Source organism: Shinella sp. CPCC 101442 (assembly GCF_024704725.1).
Lineage (GTDB): Bacteria > Pseudomonadota > Alphaproteobacteria > Rhizobiales > Rhizobiaceae > Shinella.
The window spans coordinates 880,721-900,323 of sequence record NZ_JALIQS010000002.1 but is presented as its reverse complement, the minus strand read 5'-3'; the positions used below and the strand labels follow the sequence as shown (position 1 = coordinate 900,323).

At 63.9% G+C, this 19,603-nt stretch carries 17 protein-coding genes; 12 read left to right on the top strand and 5 right to left on the bottom strand.

Annotation, left to right across the window (positions count from 1 at the left end):
* Position 1: 1 nt before the first annotated feature.
* The 6 genes from MUO32_RS09605 to MUO32_RS09580 all read left to right on the top strand — a co-directional run bounded on the left by MUO32_RS09605 (position 2) and on the right by MUO32_RS09580 (position 7,500).
* Positions 2-1,135 (top strand): ATP phosphoribosyltransferase regulatory subunit, encoded by a 1,134-nt coding sequence (locus MUO32_RS09605; protein ID WP_257947986.1) that lies wholly within the window; start codon positions 2-4, stop codon positions 1,133-1,135.
* Positions 1,132-1,827: an ATP phosphoribosyltransferase gene (hisG, locus tag MUO32_RS09600; RefSeq protein WP_257947985.1), complete on the top strand. Its 696-nt coding sequence runs from the start codon at positions 1,132-1,134 to the stop codon at positions 1,825-1,827. Before MUO32_RS09605 ends, hisG begins: the two co-directional genes overlap by 4 nt.
* A gap of 1 nt (position 1,828) precedes the next feature.
* The gene (locus MUO32_RS09595) at positions 1,829-2,428 is read left to right on the top strand and encodes a class I SAM-dependent methyltransferase (RefSeq protein ID WP_257947984.1); all 600 of its coding nucleotides are present in this window, start codon (positions 1,829-1,831) and stop codon (positions 2,426-2,428) included.
* A 66-nt stretch (positions 2,429-2,494) separates the two neighbouring features.
* On the top strand, positions 2,495-3,202 hold the full coding sequence (locus tag MUO32_RS09590) for a glutathione S-transferase C-terminal domain-containing protein (RefSeq protein WP_257947982.1): 708 nt from the start codon (positions 2,495-2,497) through the stop codon (positions 3,200-3,202).
* Between the two features lie 94 nt (positions 3,203-3,296).
* The gene (locus tag MUO32_RS09585; RefSeq protein ID WP_257947981.1) at positions 3,297-4,514 is read left to right on the top strand and encodes an NAD(P)/FAD-dependent oxidoreductase; all 1,218 of its coding nucleotides are present in this window, start codon (positions 3,297-3,299) and stop codon (positions 4,512-4,514) included.
* Positions 4,515-4,701: 187 nt separating this feature from the next.
* Complete coding sequence (locus tag MUO32_RS09580; protein WP_257947980.1) at positions 4,702-7,500, top strand: EAL domain-containing protein; 2,799 nt, start codon at positions 4,702-4,704, stop codon at positions 7,498-7,500.
* Between the two features lie 6 nt (positions 7,501-7,506).
* Here MUO32_RS09580 and MUO32_RS09575 read toward each other — a convergent pair whose 3' ends face one another.
* The 4 genes from MUO32_RS09575 to groES form a co-directional block, all read right to left on the bottom strand.
* A complete protein-coding gene (locus tag MUO32_RS09575) occupies positions 7,507-7,953 on the bottom strand; it encodes a hypothetical protein (RefSeq protein WP_257947979.1) in 447 nt (148 codons plus the stop codon).
* A gap of 213 nt (positions 7,954-8,166) precedes the next feature.
* Positions 8,167-8,376 carry a hypothetical protein gene (locus MUO32_RS09570; RefSeq protein ID WP_257947978.1) on the bottom strand — a complete coding sequence of 70 codons (210 nt, stop codon included), beginning with the start codon at positions 8,374-8,376 and terminating at the stop codon, positions 8,167-8,169.
* A 68-nt stretch (positions 8,377-8,444) separates the two neighbouring features.
* On the bottom strand, positions 8,445-10,085 hold the full coding sequence (gene groL / locus MUO32_RS09565) for a chaperonin GroEL (RefSeq protein ID WP_257947977.1): 1,641 nt from the start codon (positions 10,083-10,085) through the stop codon (positions 8,445-8,447).
* Between the two features lie 56 nt (positions 10,086-10,141).
* Positions 10,142-10,438, bottom strand: a complete 297-nt coding sequence (groES, locus tag MUO32_RS09560) for a co-chaperone GroES (RefSeq protein WP_117368581.1) — start codon at positions 10,436-10,438, stop codon at positions 10,142-10,144.
* A 320-nt stretch (positions 10,439-10,758) separates the two neighbouring features.
* On the opposite strand from groES, the gene MUO32_RS09555 reads away from it, so the two are divergent.
* The 5 genes from MUO32_RS09555 (at position 10,759) to MUO32_RS09535 (ending at position 17,073) form a co-directional block, all read left to right on the top strand.
* Complete coding sequence (locus tag MUO32_RS09555) at positions 10,759-11,607, top strand: TIGR01459 family HAD-type hydrolase (RefSeq protein WP_257947976.1); 849 nt, start codon at positions 10,759-10,761, stop codon at positions 11,605-11,607.
* Between the two features lie 14 nt (positions 11,608-11,621).
* Positions 11,622-12,602 (top strand): bifunctional riboflavin kinase/FAD synthetase, encoded by a 981-nt coding sequence (locus tag MUO32_RS09550; protein WP_257947975.1) that lies wholly within the window; start codon positions 11,622-11,624, stop codon positions 12,600-12,602.
* Between the two features lie 297 nt (positions 12,603-12,899).
* Positions 12,900-15,791, top strand: a complete 2,892-nt coding sequence (gene ileS / locus MUO32_RS09545) for an isoleucine--tRNA ligase (RefSeq protein ID WP_257947974.1) — start codon at positions 12,900-12,902, stop codon at positions 15,789-15,791.
* A 174-nt stretch (positions 15,792-15,965) separates the two neighbouring features.
* Positions 15,966-16,583, top strand: coding sequence for a hypothetical protein (locus MUO32_RS09540; RefSeq protein ID WP_257947973.1), 618 nt, complete (start codon positions 15,966-15,968; stop codon positions 16,581-16,583).
* Between the two features lie 4 nt (positions 16,584-16,587).
* On the top strand, positions 16,588-17,073 hold the full coding sequence (locus tag MUO32_RS09535; RefSeq protein WP_257947972.1) for a GNAT family N-acetyltransferase: 486 nt from the start codon (positions 16,588-16,590) through the stop codon (positions 17,071-17,073).
* A gap of 19 nt (positions 17,074-17,092) precedes the next feature.
* Here MUO32_RS09535 and MUO32_RS09530 read toward each other — a convergent pair whose 3' ends face one another.
* On the bottom strand, positions 17,093-17,536 hold the full coding sequence (locus MUO32_RS09530; protein ID WP_257948246.1) for a nucleoside deaminase: 444 nt from the start codon (positions 17,534-17,536) through the stop codon (positions 17,093-17,095).
* Between the two features lie 70 nt (positions 17,537-17,606).
* On the opposite strand from MUO32_RS09530, the gene MUO32_RS09525 reads away from it, so the two are divergent.
* Entirely contained in the window at positions 17,607-19,598 is a 1,992-nt protein-coding gene (locus MUO32_RS09525) for a pseudouridine synthase (RefSeq protein WP_257947971.1), read from the top strand.
* Positions 19,599-19,603 lie beyond the last annotated feature (5 nt).

Here is a 19,603-nt window from a genome sequence, read left to right as displayed (position 1 = left end):
GATGCCTCTCGTCAACCTCCCCGCCTTCGCGCCCGATCTGATCGCCGATCTTGAAAAGCTCGGCACGGAGCGCGTGGATATGCCGGTCATCCAGCCCGCGGAACCCTTCCTCGACATGGCGGGCGAGGACCTGCGCCGGCGCATCTTCATGACGGAGAGCGAGACGGGCAAGAGCCTGTGCCTCAGGCCGGAATTCACCATTCCCGTCTGCCTGCGCCATATCGAGACCGCGACCGGAACGCCGCGGCGCTACGCCTATCTCGGGGAGGTTTTTCGCCAGCGCCGCGAGGGCTCGAACGAGTTCTACCAGGCCGGTATCGAAGACCTCGGCGAACCCGACGTTGCCCGCGCCGACGCGCGCGCCGTCCGCGATGCGCTGAACGTCCTTGCGAACCGCCTGCCGGGCAAAAAACTGTCCGTCGTGCTCGGCGACCAATCGGTCTTCGAAGCCGTCGTCGCGGCCTGCGGCCTGCCCGCCGGCTGGCAGAAACGCCTCGTTCATGCCTTCGGCAACCAGGCGCAGTTGCAGCGCCTGATGGATGACCTTTCCGATCCGGCACCCTCCGGGGTCTTCGGCCCGGAGGTCGAGCGCCTCGCCATTCTCGGCAAGCTCGACGACGAAACGACGCTGATCGCCCATATAGACGAGACGATGGAGGCGACCGGCTATTCCACCAATGCCAGCCGCAGCCCGGCCGATATCGCCCGGCGCCTGCGCGAGAAGATGGAACTCGCCAACACCCGCCTCGACGGCCGCACGCTCGCGCTGCTCAGGGAGTTCCTGGCGCTGGAACTGAGCCTTGCCGAGGCACCGGAAGCGCTTGCCGTCTTCGCGGACAAGGTCGGGCTGTCGCTCGGCGAAGCGCTCGCCCGTTTCGAAAGCCGGGTGACGGCGCTTCGGGAAGCCGGCGTTGATCCGTCCGGGATCATCTATCGCGCCGCCTTCGGCCGCCCGCTCGACTATTATACCGGCCTCGTCTTCGAGATCACGCCGGAGGGAGACGGGCTCGTGCTGGCCGGCGGCGGCCGTTTCGACCGGCTGCTGACGCTGCTCGGCGCCAGGGAGCGTATCCCGGCCGTCGGCTTCTCGCTGTGGCTCGACCGCATCGCCAGCGTGAAGGGGGCCGCCGCATGACCATCACCATCGGCCTTCCTTCCAAGGGGCGCATGAAGGAAGACAGTTCCGCCGTGCTTGCCCGCGCCGGTTTTTCCGTCGTCGCCGTCGGCAACGACCGCTCCTATCGCGGTCGCGTCGAAGGGCGTGACGATATCGAGATCGCCTTCCTCTCGGCGTCCGAAATCTCGCGCGAGATCGCCAACGGCACCGTCGATTTCGGCGTGACCGGCGAAGACCTCGTGCGCGAGGGACTGGCGGAGGCGGATGCCCGCGTCGAGTTCTGCGCCCGCCTCGGTTTCGGCCATGCGGATGTCGTCGTCGCCGTGCCGGAAATCTGGCTCGACGTCGATACCATGGCCGATCTCGGCGACGTCGCCGCCGATTTCCGCGCCCGCCACGGTCGCCGCCTCACCATTGCAACGAAGTACTGGCGGCTGACCCAGCAGTTCTTCTCCGGCAATCACGGCATCCAGCTCTACCGCATCGTCGAAAGCCTCGGCGCCACGGAAGGCGCGCCGGCTTCGGGTTCTGCCGATATCATCGTTGACATCACCTCGACGGGATCGACGCTCACCGCCAACCACCTGAAGATCCTCTCCGACGGCGTCATTCTGAAGTCCGAGGCGTGCCTCGTGCGCGCCCGCAAGCCGGAGCATGAGGGTAATTCCGTCGCGGCCGAGATCATCGAACGGGTGCGCAAGGCGCTCTGAGATGGACGAGGCCGACCGCGTTTCCGGGCTTTACGAGCGACACGCCGCCACGTTCGATCGTATCCGCGGCCGCGGCCTCCTTGAGAAAACCTGGCTTGCCCGGTTCACGGCGCCGCTGGCTGCCGGTGCTGCCATTCTCGATCTCGGCTGTGGTTCGGGCGAGCCCATGGCCGCCAGTCTCATCGAGGGCGGTTTTGCCGTCACGGGCGTCGATAGTTCCGAAACCCTGATTGGCCTTTGCCGGACGCGTCATCCGAAAGCGGATTGGCATGTCGCCGACATGCGCCTTTTCGCCACCGAAAAGACCTTTGCCGGCGTGCTCGCCTGGCACAGCTTCTTCCATCTGACGCCTGCGGATCAGCGGGCGATGTTTCCGCGTTTTGCGGCAATGACCGAGCGGGGCGGGATGCTGATGTTCACGTCCGGCACTGCGCATGGCGTCGCCATCGGAAATTTCGTGGGCGAGCCGCTCTATCATGCGAGCCTCGATGCGGGGGAGTACCGGGCCCTTCTCGCGGAAAACGGCTTTGTCGTGCTGGCGCATCTCGCCGAGGATCCGGACTGCGGCGGCGCGACGGTCTGGCTTGCCCAAAAAGCCTGATGACGGTCGGTTGTCGGTGCCGGGTTCGGCTCCTATATGCCAGTCCTGCCACAGAAGGAGCCCGCCTTGTCCGATCTTTCCGCCTTCCCCATCACGAAGAAATGGCCCGCCCGAAATCCCGACATCATCCAGCTCTACTCGCTGCCGACGCCGAATGGCGTGAAGGTGTCGATCGCGCTGGAAGAACTCGGCCTTGCCTACGAGGCGCATCGCATCGAATTCGGGCCTGATGGCGTGAAGTCGCCGGATTTCATCTCGCTCAACCCGAACGGCCGCATTCCGGCGATCATCGACCCCGATGGTCCCGACGGCAAGCCGATCGGTCTCTTCGAATCGGGCGCGATCCTCGTCTATCTCGCGGAAAAGACCGGCAGGCTGATTCCCGCCGATGCCGCCGGGCGCTATGAGACGCTGGCCTGGGTGATGTTCCAGATGAGCGGCGTCGGCCCGATGTTTGGCCAGTTCGGCCATTTCCACAAATTCGCGGCCGACAAGGTCGCCAACAATTCCTATCCCGTCGAGCGCTACCGCGATGAATCGAAGCGCCTGCTCTCGATCCTCGAGGACCGCCTGAAGGATCGTCGGTTTATCATGGGCGACGAATATAGCATCGCCGATATCACGACCTTCCCGTGGATTCGCGGCGCCGACGTCTTCTACGGCGGTCGAGAAGCGCTGGGTTATGCCGGTTTCCCCGCCGTGATGGCATGGCTGGAGCGCTGCCTTGCCCGCCCGGCCGTCCAGAAGGGTCTCGAAATTCCGGCCAAGGCCTGACGCAAACGAAAAATCCGGCGGCGCGGCGATGAGTTGACGCCGCCGGTCCCGGCGCGCTACCTCTCGTTAAAATGAAAGACGGGATGGAAATATCGTGACGGGAAGACTGGTTGTTGTGGGCGGCGGTCAGGCCGCGTTCGCCCTCGTTGCCAAACTGCGTGCGCTGAAGGATGAGCGGCCGATCACCATCATCGCCTCTGAAGCGAGCCACCCGTATCAACGGCCGCCGCTCTCGAAGAAATACCTGCTCGGCGAGGCGGATCTCTCCCGCCTGATGTTCCGTCCGGAAAGCTGGTATCCCGACAACAATGTCGATATCCGCCTCTCCACCGAGGTGACGGCGATCGACCGCGACGCCAGGACCGTGACGCTCAGCGACGGCTCGACGCTGCACTATCAATTCCTGGCGCTGGCAACGGGTGCGACGCCGCGCCGCCTGCCGGCGGAGGTCGGTGGCGATCTCGACGGCGTCTTCACCGTGCGCGACTATCGCGACGCTGATCGCCTCGGTCTCGAAATGCAGGAAGGTCGCCGGGCGTTGGTCATCGGCGGCGGCTATATCGGGCTGGAAGCGGCGGCCGTCGCGCGGGGCAGGGGGCTCCATGTCACGGTCATCGAAATGGCCGACCGCATTCTCGCCCGCGTCGCCTCGCCGGCAACCGCCACCATCCTCAAGGCCATCCACAATGCCCGCGGCGTCGATGTGCGCGAAAAGACCGGCCTCGTGCGCCTTCTCGGCGAAAACGGACGCGTCACCGGCGCGGAGCTGACCGATGGTTTCGTGCTGCCCGTCGACGTCGTCATCGCCGGCATCGGTGTGACGGCCAACGACCAGCTTGCCCGCGATGCCGGCCTCGAGGTTGCGAACGGCATCGTCGTCGACGCCCATGCCCGTACCTCCGACCCTGCGATCTTCGCCATGGGCGACTGCGCGGTCCTGCCCTTCGAGGGCAATCGCGTGCGGCTCGAATCCGTGCAGAACGCCGTCGATCAGGGTGAGGCTGCAGCCGCCGTCATCGCCGGCGGCGATGCGCCCTATCAGCCGAAGCCGTGGTTCTGGTCGGATCAGTATGACGTCAAGCTGCAGATCGCCGGCTTCTGCATGGGCTTCGACGATACGTTCGTGCGCCCCGGCCAGCGCGAGGGCGCCGTTTCCGTCTGGTATTTTCGCGATGGTAAACTCATCGCGGTCGATGCGGTCAATGACGCCAAGGCCTATGTCGTCGGCAAGAAGCTGATCGAGATGGGACGCACGCCGGACCGGGCGGCGCTGGAGGACCCGGCGACGGATCTCAAAGCCTTGACGCTGTGAGGTTTCGTCGCTCAGGTTGCGCGCGGGAACTGTTACACAGCAAAACAGTTGCATCGTTTTGACATTCGTTAAGTATGATAAAAGGCGGTGGCGCTGCGCGCGCCCGGATACTTTCGGAATTCACTCATTTTTTAATCTTCTCCGGCTGAGTGGGGCCAGATAGCAGCTCCCACCCGGTGAACCCTTCATGCTCCGTATCCTGACCTGCCTGACCGTCGAGCACGATCTTCGTCTCGTGCTGCTCGCAGCGCTGATCTGCTTCCTCTCCTGCTATGTCGCGGTGACGCTGACGCAGCGCGCGCTTGTCGGCAAGGGAACGGCGCGCAATCTGTGGCTCGGGGCGGCCGGCACGTCGAGCGGCTTCGGCATCTGGGCGACACATTTCATCGCGATGCTGGCCTATGATCCCGGTATGGCCATGGGTTTCGACATGGAGCCGACGCTGATCTCGCTCGGCGTCGCCATCGTCGTCACGACGATCGGCCTAGCGGTAGCGACCTATGTCAGTGGCCGCAGCGCGGTGGTGGCCGGCGGATTGCTGCTCGGCGCCGGCGTTACCTCGATGCATTACATCGGCATGTCGGCGTTGGAGCTGCCGGGCGTGCTCACCTGGGATTGGCCCTATGTTTTTGCCTCGGTGATCTGCGCAGGGCTTTTCGGTGCGCTTTCGCTGACATTCTGCGTGCGTCCGCAGCATCGTGTGGGTGACCGGGTGGTGGCGACCGGCCTGATGGCGCTCGCTGTCGTCTCGCTGCATTTCATTGCCATGGCTGCCGTGCGTATCGAGCCCGGCCTGATGCCGGTGAGCGACGATACGCTGATCTCGACGAGCCTCATGGTGCCGCTGATTGCCGTCGTCGCCTTCTCGTTGCTCTTCACCGGATTGACCGCGGCGGTCTTTGCGCGTCAGGCGGAGCTTGTGGCGAATGAAAGCACGCGCCAGTTCGCCATGCTCGTGCAGGGCGTCAAGGACTATGCCATCTACATGCTCGATCCGCAGGGCCGCGTTGCCAACTGGAACGAGGGCGCCGAGCGCAACAAGGGCTACAAGGCACACGAGATCGTCGGCCGGCATTTCTCTCAGTTCTACAGCGAAGATGACCGCGCGGCCGGCCTGCCGCAGCGGGCGCTGGAAATCGCCCGCGAGGAGGGCAAGTACGAGAACGAGGGCTGGCGTTATCGCAAGGACGGCTCGCGTTTCTGGGCCCATGTCGTGCTCGACCCGATCTGCGATGCCGGCGGCACCCTCGTGGGCTATGCCAAGATCACCAAGGACGTGACGAAGGAAAAGGCCGCTGCCGACCGGCTGGCCGAAGTGACCAAGAACCTCGACCTGGCGCTCGAAAACATGTCGCAGGGTCTTTGCCTGTTCGACAAGGACGAGCGCCTGCTCATCGCCAACAAGCGCTACAGCGAAATCTTCGGTTTCCCGGAAGGCCATGTCCGGCAGGGCATGACGCTGCGCGAGATCGTCGATCAGGGCGTTGCCGCCTTGTTTACCGATCCCGATGTCCGGCAGGCCAAGGCGCGTGACGTCTATGCGCGCCGCCGCGCCGCCGTCCAGGCCAATGATGGCGGTGCCATGGTCGAAAAGCTGCCGAACGGCAGGTCGGTGCAGCTACGCTACCGCACGCTGCCGGATGGCGCATGGGTTGCGACCTACGAAGACGTGTCCGACCGCCTGCGCTCCGAAGAACAGATTTCCTTCCTCGCCCGCCATGACAGCCTGACGGGTCTTCCGAACCGCGCAAACTTCAACAACCGTCTTGAGGCGGACCTCGAGTCGGCGCCGCGCTCCGGTGGCAAGGTCGCGGTGATCGGCATCGATCTCGACAAATTCAAGGAAATCAACGACACACGCGGCCATGCGGCGGGCGACGAAGTGCTGATCACGCTGTCGAAGCGCATGGAGGCCTGCCTTGAGGCGGACGAAACGATCGCCCGTTTCGGCGGTGACGAATTCGCTGCCGCCAAGCGCTTCGGGGATATGTCCGAGCTGACGGACTTCATCCAGCGCCTCGAAACCTGCCTGAACGCAGAAATCCGCATCGATGGCTACGACATCAAGCCGGGTGCGAGCCTCGGCGTAGCGATCTATCCGCAGGACGCCGACAGTGTCGAAGCACTGCTCAACAATGCCGACCTTGCCATGTACCGCGCCAAGGATGCGCTGACCCAGACGGTGTGTTTCTACGAGGTCTCCATGGACGAGGCCGCCCGCAGCCGTCGCCTGATCGCCAATGACCTCTGGCAGGCCGTGGAGCGCAAGGAGTTGCAACTGCACTACCAGGTGCAGAAGGCGGTCAATACCGGCGAGACGCTCGGCTACGAAGTGCTGCTGCGCTGGCACCATCCGGTACGCGGCACGATCCCGCCGTCGGACTTCATACCGATTGCCGAAGAATGCGGCGCCATCCTGCCGATCGGCGAGTGGGTTTTGCGCGAAGCCTGCCGCGAGGCCGCGACCTGGGACAACGACTACAAGATCGCCGTCAACCTGTCGCCGGTCCAGCTCGGCAATGCCGATGTGGCCGACCTGGTGCAGCGCGTGCTGCTGGAGACCGGCCTCAGCCCGCGCCGGCTGGAGCTTGAAATCACGGAATCGACGATCATCGGCGACAAGGAGCGCGCGCTCAACACGCTGCGCCGCATCAAGGCCTTCGGCGTCACCATCGCCATCGACGATTTCGGCACCGGCTATTCGTCGCTCGAAACGCTGCGCGCCTTCCCCTTCGACAAGATCAAGCTCGACCGCAGCTTCATGAGCGAGGTGGAGGCAAGCCCGGAGGCGAAAGCCATCATCCGCGCCATCCTGGCGCTCGGCCAGTCGCTGCGCGTGCCGGTTCTTGCGGAAGGCGTGGAAACGCGCAGCCAGCTCGACATCCTTCTCGACGAAGGCTGCGACGAGGCGCAGGGCTATTTCCTCGGCCGTCCGGTGCCGGTGGAACGCATCCGCGTCGGTACGGAGAAGAGCGAAGCGGCGTGAAGCCGCTTACTGCCGCTTGAACCTGCGTCCGACGAGGTCGATCTGGAAGCGCGGGAAGATGAAGACGCCGATGATCGAGCCGGCGTACTTTTCCTCGAGGCCTGTCGATTCCCCGACGCAGAACACCGGCTGGCGCGGTGCGCCGTCGAGATGGATCGTCGTGGAGAAGCAGAAGGACGAGGAAGAGGCGGCGGCCTGCTCGAAGAGTTCCAGCACGCGCGTCCGGTCGAGTGGCTCGTAGCACCGGATCAGGTTCAGCAGCCCACAGGTGCGCTGCGTCAGGCCATGCGCCAGCGTTGCCTTCTCGCCGAGCGTGAAAAGGCCGTTGGACAGGTCGCCGTTCCAGCGCTCCGTCACGCAGTACTGCGTCAACAGTTCGTTGTCCGTTTCGTCGAACTCCATCGAGCCCGGTAGAAAGGGCGACGACAGATCAGTCTTGATTATCTTGAACACCTACGACCTCAGGCAGTTGCTCGAATTTGACCGACACGTCACGCCCCCATGGGCACGCAACGAGCTAAAAAGCAGTGCCGGCTGACTTCCCCGAAGTCTGCCGCTCCCACCTTCTCATGAACTGAACTGCATCCGGCTCCGTCTGTGCAGTGCGGGTCGGACGTACGCGAGAAAACCGCCGCTGCCTTTCCGTCAGGTCGTCAGCGGTTTCTATCAAAATCGTTCGGGATGTCGGGCTGCACGATAAGCGGCAAGAATGATGCCGTTCCCCAGCGCCTGAACCCCTTGTGAATCTTTAAAGTTCACTTGGCGCGACTTTATAGTTGGTTTTTTGATGCCAGCAACGGCTTTTTGATAATTATTGTACAAATGATCAAAATCTTTTCCGGAAACGATACAGGCCCTGCTGCGTCCGGCAAACAAAAAGGGCGGCCCGAAGACCGCCCTTTCCGTAACTGAACCGGATGGCCCAGATGTAGGACCCGAAGGTCTTACATCATGTCCATGCCGCCCATGCCGCCCATGCCGCCCGGCATGCCGCCAGCGGCATCCTTCTTCGGCAGTTCGGCGATCATGGCTTCCGTCGTGATCAGCAGCGAAGCAACCGAAGCAGCGTTCTGCAGAGCCGTGCGGACAACCTTGACCGGGTCGACGATGCCAAGCGCGATCAGGTCGCCGTATTCGCCGGTCTGGGCGTTGTAGCCGTAGTTGTCTTCGTTCTTGTCGAGGATCTTGCCGACAACGATCGAAGCTTCGTCGCCAGCGTTCTCGGCGATCTGGCGAACCAGCGACTGGAGCGCCTTGCGAACGATGTTGATGCCAGCTTCCTGGTCGTCGTTTTCACCCTTGACGGTGATCTTCGTGGAAGAACGCAGCAGGGCAACGCCGCCGCCCGGTACGATGCCTTCCTGAACAGCCGCGCGCGTCGCGTTGAGGGCGTCGTCGATGCGGTCCTTCTTTTCCTTCACTTCGACTTCCGTCGAGCCGCCGACGCGGATCACGGCAACGCCGCCAGCGAGCTTGGCAAGACGTTCCTGCAGCTTCTCGCGGTCGTAGTCGGAGGTGGTTTCTTCGATCTGAGCCTTGATCTGCGCGACGCGGCCTTCGATTTCAGCCTTCTGGCCGGCACCGTCGACGATCGTCGTGTTTTCCTTGGAGATCGAAACCTTCTTCGAACGGCCGAGCATGTCGAGCGTTACGTTTTCGAGCTTGATGCCGAGGTCTTCGGAGATGACAGTGCCGCCCGTCAGGATGGCGATGTCTTCCAGCATGGCCTTGCGGCGGTCGCCGAAGCCAGGAGCCTTGACGGCAGCGATCTTGAGGCCGCCACGCAGCTTGTTGACGACGAGCGTTGCGAGGGCTTCGCCTTCGACGTCTTCAGCGATGATGACCAGCGGCTTGCCGGTCTGGACGACGGCTTCGAGAACCGGCAGCATTGCCTGAAGGTTCGAGAGCTTCTTCTCGTGCAGGAGAATGAACGCGTCTTCGAGGTCGGCGATCATCTTTTCCGGGTTGGTCACGAAGTAGGGCGACAGGTAGCCGCGGTCGAACTGCATGCCTTCGACGACTTCGAGTTCGGTTTCGGCGGTCTTGGCTTCTTCAACCGTGATGACGCCTTCGTTGCCAACCTTCTGCATGGCTTCAGCAATGTCGAGACCGACCTGCTTGTCGCCGTTTGCGGAGATCGTGCCGACCTGGGCAACTTCTTCCGACGTGTTGATCTTCTTGGCCTTGGCCTGGAGATCCTTGACGACTTCAGCAACGGCGAGATCGATGCCGCGCTTCAGGTCCATCGGGTTCATGCCGGCGGCAACAGCCTTGTGGCCTTCGCGAACGATAGCCTGGGCAAGAACGGTTGCGGTCGTCGTGCCGTCGCCGGCGATGTCGTTGGTCTTGGAAGCGACTTCGCGAACGAGCTGGGCGCCCATGTTCTCGAACTTGTCTTCCAGTTCGATTTCCTTGGCGACGGAAACGCCGTCCTTGGTGATGCGCGGTGCGCCGAAGGACTTGTCGATAACGACGTTACGACCCTTCGGGCCGAGCGTTACCTTGACTGCGTCTGCGAGAACGTCGACGCCACGCAGCATCTTTTCGCGCGCGGTGCGGCCGAATTTGACTTCTTTGGCTGCCATTGTGTGAACTCCTGAAAGAGGTATCAGCGAATTTTGGGAAGGGATGACCGGCTAAATCAGCCGATGACGCCCATGATGTCGGCTTCCTTCATGATCAGAAGGTCTTCGCCGTCGAGCTTGACTTCGGTGCCCGACCACTTGCCGAACAGAACGCGGTCGCCGACCTTGACGTCGAGAGCGACGATTGCGCCCTTGTCGTCACGGGTGCCGGTGCCGACGGCGACGATTTCGCCTTCCTGCGGCTTTTCCTTGGCGGTATCGGGAATGATGATGCCGCCCTTGGTCTTGGCTTCGGACTCAACGCGACGAACGACGACGCGGTCGTGAAGCGGGCGGAAGGTGGTGCTTGCCATTGTCTAATCCCTCGATCGAATGACATTGCGGATCCCGAAATGGATCCGATGGATTGGTGTTAGCACTCTCTGCTTAGGAGTGCTAGCGGCCTTGAAGTAGGCGTCGGCGTCTTACGAGTCAAGAACGGCGTTCTCAAATTATTTCCGCCGGAATGGTTACCGCCGCCGCCAGATGGGGACGCTGTCGCATGCCATCAAGTCAACGTCGTGAATTTTCGGCTCTTTCCCTGTGCAAGCGGCAAATTTGCGGGAAGAGGCTTGTTTTCTTTGTCTCGCTTTGCAATGTCAGCCGGGTTTCGACTTCGACACGGGAATTCCTGATGGCTGAACGCATCCAATCCTTCCGCGACATCGCCTCGCACTACGACGTGGTGCTCTGCGACGTCTGGGGCGTCCTGCACAATGGCGTGGAGGCTTTCTCCTACGCCACCGAAGCGCTCGCCGAGGCGCGCAAGGCCGGGCTTACGGTCGTGCTCATTACCAATTCCCCGCGCCCGCATCCGGGCGTGAAGGTGCAGATCCGCGGCCTCGGCGTCACCGATGACGCCTATGACCGCATCGTCACTTCCGGCGACGTCACACGCGCGCTGATCGCCGAAGGACCGAAGAAGGTCTATTTCATCGGCGCGGAAAAGGATTTGCCGCTGCTCGACGGCCTTGGCGTCGAGCCTGTCGGCCTCGATGAAGCCGGTATCGTCATCTGTGCGGGCCTGCGCGAGGACGAGAAGGAGACGGTTGAGGATTACCGCGAGGAATTGACCGCGCTTGCGGAGCGAAAACTGCCCTTCATCTGCGCCAATCCTGACCTTGTCGTCGAGCGGGGCCACAAGCTCATTGCCTGCGCCGGCGCATTGGCGAAGTTCTACGAAGACCTTGGCTGCACGACACAGATCGCCGGCAAGCCGCATCGCCCGATCTATGAGAAATCGCTCTCCGAGGCGCGCGACGTGCGCGGCGCCTTCGACCTCAGCCGGGTCATCGCCGTCGGCGACGGCATGCCGACCGACGTGCGCGGGGCGGAGGCCTATGGCCTCGACGTGCTCTATATTTCGGGCGGCATTCACGCCCAGCATTATGTGGAAGCCGGCCGCACCGACGAGGCCAAGCTCGCCGCCTTCCTCGTCCAGGAAAACACCCACCCGAAATGGTGGATGCCCCGGCTTCAGTGACGGAGACGGTCGTCATGACGGTATTTCACAGGAACGAGACGAGAGAGCCGCTGCCCGAGCATCTGCGCGGCGGCGTCATCGCCATCGGCAATTTCGACGGCGTGCACCGCGGCCACCAGGCCGTGTTGCAGCGGGCGCTGGAAATCGCGACCGAGCGCGGCATTCCGGCGCTGGTGCTGACCTTCGAGCCGCATCCGCGCACCGTCTTCCGCCCGGATACGCCCGTCTTCCGGTTGACGCCCGCGCCGCTGAAGGCGCGTATCCTCGAAGGCATGGGCTTTTCGGCCGTCATCGAATATCCTTTCGATCGCTCCTTCTCCGAAATTTCCGCGCATGATTTCATCCGCACCGTCCTGATGGACTGGCTGCACGCGTCCGAAGTCGTCACGGGTTTCGATTTCCATTTCGGCAAGGGCAGGGAAGGCGGCCCGGCCTTCCTGATGGCCGCCGGCCAGGACAACGGTTTTGGCGTCACCCTCGTGGATGCTTTCCGCGACGAAAACGCCTCGGTCATCTCCTCCAGCTTCGTCCGCAGGCTGCTCGGCGAGGGCGCCGTCGTCGAAGCATCCGGCCAGCTCGGTTACCACTACACGGTCGAGGCCGAGGTGATCGGCGGCAAGCAGCTCGGCCGCACATTGGGCTATCCGACCGCCAACATGCAGCTTCCGCCGGAAGTGGAATTGCGCAACGGCATCTATGCCGTGCGGTTCCGTCGCCCGGGTGGCAGCCTGCACGACGGCGTCGCCAGCTATGGCCGCCGCCCGACGGTCACCTCGAATGGCGCGCCGCTGCTCGAAACCTTCCTCTTCGATTTCTCGGGCGACCTCTACGGCGAAGTCTCCGCCGTCTCCTTCTTCGGGCACCTGCGCGACGAGCTGAAATTCGACGGCCTCGATGCCCTTGTTGTGCAGATGAAGCGTGACGAGGAGGAGGCGCGGGCGCTGCTTTCCGGCGTCAAGCCGCTCGGGGCGATCGACCAGCGCCTCTGTTTCTGAAGGGAACGACGGCTTTCCGGTGTGCCCCGTCTTTTCAAAGCTGCGAAAAGGCCGTAATACCGCGCGCATGATGCTCAACCGGCTGACCATCGATCTGCGAATTAGTGGCCCGGCTTTCCGCGCGCTCTGAGCGAGAGCCGGAAGGTCCGGGATTTTGGGCGTTTCCAGAACGTCCCCGCCGTCAGAACAAGCATTTCCAGGAAAAGTGCCAGGCGGTTTTCCGTCCGGAAATGCGAAGTAAAATGACAATATCCCCGCATGCGCAAAATGCGCGCGAAAAAGACGATAGCCATATCCATGACCGATACGCCCGAAAAAGTCGATTATTCCGCCACTCTCTACCTGCCGCAGACGGATTTCCCGATGCGCGCCGGCCTGCCGACGAAGGAGCCGGAAACGGTGGCCCGCTGGCAGCAGATGGGTCTCTACAAGAAGCTGCGCGCCTCCGCCGCCGGCCGTGAAAAGTTCGTGCTGCACGACGGCCCGCCCTATGCCAACGGCAACATCCATATCGGCCACGCGCTGAACAAGATCTTGAAGGACGTCATCACCCGCTCGTTCCAGATGCGCGGCTATGACTCCAACTACGTGCCCGGCTGGGACTGCCACGGCCTTCCGATCGAATGGAAGATCGAGGAAAAGTACCGCGAGAAGGGCAAGAACAAGGACGAGGTTCCGGTCAACGAGTTCCGCCAGGAATGCCGCGACTTCGCCGCTGGCTGGATCAAGATCCAGTCCGACGAGTTCAAGCGCCTCGGCATCGAGGGCGACTTCGACAATCCCTACACGACGATGAACTTCCACGCGGAATCGCGCATCGCCGGCGAACTTTTGAAGATCGCCAAGAGCGGCCAGCTCTATCGTGGCTCGAAGCCGGTCATGTGGTCGGTTGTCGAGCGCACGGCGCTGGCGGAAGCCGAAGTCGAATATGCCGATGTCGAGAGCGACATGATCTGGGTGAAGTTCCCGGTGACCGAAGGTCCGGCCGATCTTCTCGGCAATTTCGTCGTCATCTGGACAACGACCCCCTGGACGATCCCCGGCAACCGCGCCATCGCCTTCTCGTCGCGTTATCCCTACGGCCTGTTCGAGGTCGAAAGTGCGCAGAACGATTTCGGCCCGCAGCCCGGCGAAAAACTGATCTTCGGGACACGCCTTGCCGATGAGGCAGCCGCCAAGGCGAAGCTCACGTTCAAGTTCGTCCGCGATATCGCGCCGGAAGAACTGGCGGCGGTCGTCTGCGCCCACCCGTTGAAGGATCTCGGCTACGACTTCAAGGTCCCGGTTCTTGACGGTGATCACGTCACCGACGACGCCGGCACGGGCTTCGTGCACACCGCGCCGAGCCACGGCCGCGAAGACTTTGACGCCTGGACGTCGAAGGCTCGCGAACTGGAAGCGCGCGGCATCTCCTCGAAGATCCCGTTCCCGGTCGACGACGCCGGCTTCTACACCGCCGACGCCCCCGGTTTCGACGGCGCGCGCGTCATGGACGACAACGGCAAGAAGGGCGACGCCAACGAGCGCGTCATCAAGGCGCTGATCGCCTCGAACACGTTGTTCGCCCGCGGTCGCCTGAAGCACTCGTATCCGCACTCCTGGCGCTCCAAGAAGCCGGTCATCTTCCGCAACACGCCGCAGTGGTTCGTCTACATGGACAAGGAACTCGGCGACGGCACGACGCTGCGCTCGCGTTCGCTGAAGGCGATCGACGACACGCGCTTCGTGCCTGCTGCCGGCCAGAACCGCCTGCGCGCCATGATCGAAGGCCGTCCGGACTGGGTGCTGTCGCGCCAGCGCGCCTGGGGCGTCCCGATCGCCGTCTTCGCCGACGAGAATGGCAACGTGCTGGTCGATGAGGCAGTCAATGCCCGCATCCTCGAAGCCTTCGAGCAGGAAGGTGCGGACGCTTGGTTCGCCGAGGGCGCCAAGGTACGTTTCCTTGGCCCCGATCACGACCAGTCCAAGTGGACGCAGGTCATGGACATCCTCGACGTCTGGTTCGACTCGGGCTCGACGCACACCTTCACGCTGGAAGACCGCCCCGACCTGAAATGGCCGGCTGACGTCTATCTGGAAGGCTCCGACCAGCACCGCGGCTGGTTCCACTCGTCGCTGCTCGAAAGCTGCGCGACGCGTGGCCGCGCGCCCTACAATGCTGTCGTCACCCATGGCTTCACCATGGACGAGAAGGGCGAGAAGCAGTCGAAGTCCAAGGGCAACGTCGTCTCACCGCAGGACGTGATGAAGGAATCGGGCGCCGATATCCTGCGCCTCTGGGTGATGACCACCGACTACTGGGAAGACCAGCGCCTCGGCAAGACGATCATCCAGACCAACATCGACGCCTATCGCAAGCTGCGCAACACGGTGCGCTGGATGCTGGGCACGCTGGCGCACGATACGGGCGAGGAGATCGCCTATGCCGACATGCCGGAGCTGGAAAAGCTGATGCTGCACCGGCTGTCGGAACTCGATGCGCTCGTGCGCGAAGGCTACGACGCCTTCGACTTCAAGAAGATCACCCGCGCGCTCATCGATTTTTCAAACGTCGAGCTCTCGGCCTTCTACTTCGACGTCCGCAAGGATGCGCTCTACTGCGACGCCCCGTCCTCGCTGAAGCGCCGCGCCTCGCTCTCGGTCATTCGCAAGCTGTTCGACTGCCTCGTCACCTGGCTGGCACCCATGCTGCCCTTCACGATGGAAGAGGCCTGGCTGTCGCGCAAGCCCGATGCCGTCTCTGTCCATCTCGAGCAGTTCCCGGACGTGCCGGCCGAATGGCGCAACGATGCGCTGGAAGCCAAGTGGGAAAAGATCCGCAGCGTGCGTTCGGTCGTGACCGGCGCGCTGGAGATCGAGCGCCGCGAGAAGCGCATCGGCGCGTCTCTTGAAGCGGCTCCGGTTGTCCACATCGCCGACGCGGACCTTCTGAAGGCGCTCGAGGGTCAGGATTTTGCGGAAATCTGCATCACCTCGGCCATCACGCTGGTTGCCGGCGACGGCCCGGCCGACGCCTTCCGGCTTGCCGAAGTCGCCAAGGTTTCCGTCGAGCCGAAGCTTGCCGAAGGCCGCAAATGTGCCCGCTCCTGGCGCATCACGACGGATGTCGGCTCGGATGCGGACTATCCCGACGTCTCGGCGCGCGATGCCGCGGCACTGCGCGAAATCGGTTTCCGCCGCGCGGCGTAAACCTTGTCGCCCTGTTGACGGCCGGTGATTCCGGCCGCCAACACCAGCGTGTGAATTGCGCTTGCGGACGTCATCCGCTATTGCTGCCTGAAAATGGTCGGATTGTTCCGCCATGGCACGGAAATCTGTTGCCTTGCTTGGGTTTCGGCGTACCGGCTCTGCTGGAAGGGTTTGATGGGAATGATGCGACATATTCGGGTGCATGCCGGACTTCTCGGCCTCATTGGCGGAAGCCTTCTCCTCACCGGTTGCATGGGCCCGACCTACGGCACGAGCAAGTCCTCTGGCGAGCAGCTGCTGGACGATATCGGCAACGCCGTGATGATCCAGACGCCCGATGCCGAACAGGCCAAGAAAATCCGTTACCAGCCGCGCGGTGCCCTCGTCGTTCCCGGCAACAAGGAAGCGCTCGTCACGCCGCAGCAGTCCGTTGCGAGCAAGGACAATGCGGAGTGGATCGAAAGCCCGGAGGACATGCGCGATCGCCTCCGCACCGAGGCGGACGAGAACAAGGACAACAGCCACTATCGTTCGCCGCTCGCCTCGCAGTCGACCACCAACCACAACCTGACGACCGCCCAGCAGGCCGCCGCCTATCGTGAGGGCCGCCGCATCCAGCAGGGCGCCTATTCCGACAAGCGCCGCTATCTGAGCGACCCGCCACTCGATTATCGCCGTATGCCCGAGCAGGCGCAGGCCGACCTCGGCGAACCGGAAACGACGAAGGAACGCCGTCGCAAGAAGGAGGCGAAAGCCGCCAAGCAGACGGGTTCGAAGTGGTGGCCCTTCTAAGGCCATGACCTCCTACCGCATTCGTCCTGCGGTCGCGGCCGACGCCGCGATCATCCTGCGTTTCATCCGCGAACTCGCCGATTACGAAAACGCGCTCGCCGAAGTGGCCGCGACGGAGGAGAGCGTGGCTTCCTCGCTCTTCGGCGAAGGCTCGGTCAGCCGTGCCGCGATCTGCGAAACCGTCGATGGCGATCCGGCGGGGTCCGCCATCTGGTTCAAGACCTATTCCACCTGGCAGTCGAAGAACGGCCTCTATCTCGAAGACCTCTATGTCACGCCGGCCCATCGCGGCGCCGGTGTCGGCAAAATGCTGCTGCGCCATCTCGCGCGCACGGCGCTCGAGGAAGGGTGCGGCCGTTTCGAGTGGAGCGTGCTGGACTGGAATGAGCCGGCGATCCGCGTTTATGACGCGATCGGCGCCGAACCGCATCCGGAATGGCTGCGCTATCGTCTTTGGGGCGACAAGCTGAAAGCCTTTGCCGAAGGCTGATCAATGCCGTCAGGCGTTATTAGCGCCGCCCGGCGAAGAAATCCTTGAGAATCTCAGCCGCTTCGAGGCCGCTCAGGCCGGAATAGACATCGGGCGCATGGTGGCAGGTCGGTTGAGCGAAGAAGCGCACGCCGCTTTCCACCGCGCCGCCCTTCGGATCATTGGCGCCGTAGTAGAGCCGGCGGATGCGGGCGAAGGAAATGGCGGCGGCGCAGAGCGTGCAGGGCTCCAGCGTCACGTAGAGATCGGCGCCTGTCAGCCGCTCCTGGCCGAGCTTTTTCGAGGCTTCGCGGATGACGGCGACCTCGGCATGGGCGGTCACGTCGTTCTCCGCGCGGGTGCGGTTTCCGGACTGCGCGACGATCTCGCCACCCATCACCAGCACCGCGCCGACGGGCACCTCACCGCGCTCGCCAGCGGCACGCGCTTCGGCTAAAGCAGCCTCCATGAAGCGATTTGTCATCAACGGCACGAATTCCTCTTAACCCCGGACGCCTGACCTGATAGGACACGGCAAAACGCAGGCAGCACAAATGACATTCAAAGACAAGCCGAAACGGCCGGGCGACAAGCCCGCGGGCCGTGATTCCAAGCCGCGTGGCGCCGCATCGGCGGCCGCGGGCAAGAAACCCTTTGCAGCCGGCAAGAAGCCGGGGGCGAAGCCCTATGCCGAGAAATCCGCTCCGCGCGACGCCAAACCGGCCCGCGCCGCCAAGCCCGCGCCGCAGGTTTCGGCGAGCGCCGAGCTTGCGCCCGAGCGCATTTCCAAGCTGCTGGCGCGCGCAGGCGTCGCCTCGCGCCGCGATATCGAGCGCATGATCATGGAAGGCCGCGTCAGCGTGAACGGCACGGTGCTGGATACGCCCGTCGTCAACGTGACCTTCGCCGACCGCATCGAAGTGGACGGCATGCCGATCCGCGGCATCGAGCGCACGCGCCTCTGGCTCTATCACAAGCCGGCCGGCCTGGTGACGACCAATGCCGACCCGGAGGGCCGTCCGACCGTCTTCGACAACCTGCCTGAAGACCTGCCGCGCGTCATGTCGATCGGCCGCCTCGACATCAACACCGAAGGCCTGCTGCTGCTCACCAATGACGGCGGCCTTGCCCGCATGCTGGAACTGCCGACGACCGGCTGGCTGCGCCGCTACCGCGTGCGCGCCCATGGCAAGATCGAGCAGGCCGATCTCGACAAGCTGAAGGAAGGCATCGCCGTCGACGGCGTGCTCTACGGTGCGATCGAGGCGACGCTCGACAAGGCGCAGGGCTCCAACGTCTGGATCACCATGGGCCTGCGCGAAGGCAAGAACCGCGAGATCAAGAACGTGCTCGGCGCGCTCGGCCTCGACGTGAACCGCCTGATCCGCATTTCCTACGGTCCGTTCCAGCTCGGCGAACTGCCCGAGGGACATGCGCAGGAAGTGCGCGGCCGCACGCTGCGCGACCAGCTCGGCCCCCGCCTCATCGAGGAAGCCAAGGCGAATTTCGACGCCCCGCTCTTCGACCACAAGGGTGGTGAAGAGGAAGAAGCGCCGGCCAGGAAGACCCGTGAGACGGCTGCACGCCCGGCCCGCGACGAAAAGCCGGCAGACCGCCGCGAGCAGGCCCGCGCGCGTCTCGACACCAAGCGGGACGACCGTTTCGGCGACAAGCCGCGCGGCGGCCGCGACCGGGATCACGGCGACAAGCCGCGCGGGGACCGGGATCGTGCCCCTCGCGATCGCGACGACAACGCGCGTTTCGACGCCAAGCCGAAGCATGAGCCGGCGGCCCGTGCCCGCAAGTCCAATGTCTGGATGGCGCCCGGCGCCCGTCCTGTCTCTGAAAAGAAGGCGGAAACCGCCGAGGGTGTGAAGCGCGAGACGCGCGAACGTCCCGAAGGCGCGCCGAAGACCAAGCGCTACGGCCGCACGGCCGAGGGCGCGCCGACCCGCTCGTCCAAGAAGTTCGACCCCGACCGCAAGGGTCCGGCCCGCGGCCGCCCCGGTGGTGACAAGGTCGAGAAGCCGCGTATCCTGAAGACACGCGACGAGGACGGCGAGTGGATCCGCGCCAGCGAAACGGAAGGCCGTGACGAAGGTCGCGGCGGCTTCGGTCGCCAGCGCTCCGGTGCGGGCGACGACCGCGCCCCCCGTGGTTTCGGCGACCGCCCGCCGCGTGGCGACCGTCCTTTCGGCGACCGCAAACCGCGTGGTGACGGTGAGCGCTCCTTCGGCGACCGCAAGCCTCGCTCTGAGGGCGACCGGTCGTTTGGCGATCGCAAGCCCCGTGCCGAGGGCGAACGCTCCTTTGGGGACCGCAAGCCGCGTGCGGAAGGCGAACGTTCTTTCGGGGATCGCAAGCCTCGTGCAGAGGGTGAACGCTCCTTCTCGGATCGCCCGCCGCGTCGCGATGGCGGCAAGCCGTTTGGTGCAAAACCGGGCGGTGGCAAACCCGGCGGCGGAAAGTCCTTTGGCGGCAAGCCGGGTGGACGCCCCTCCGGCGGCAAGCCCGCTGGCGGCCGTCCGCGCGGCAAGGGGAAGTAAGCAGC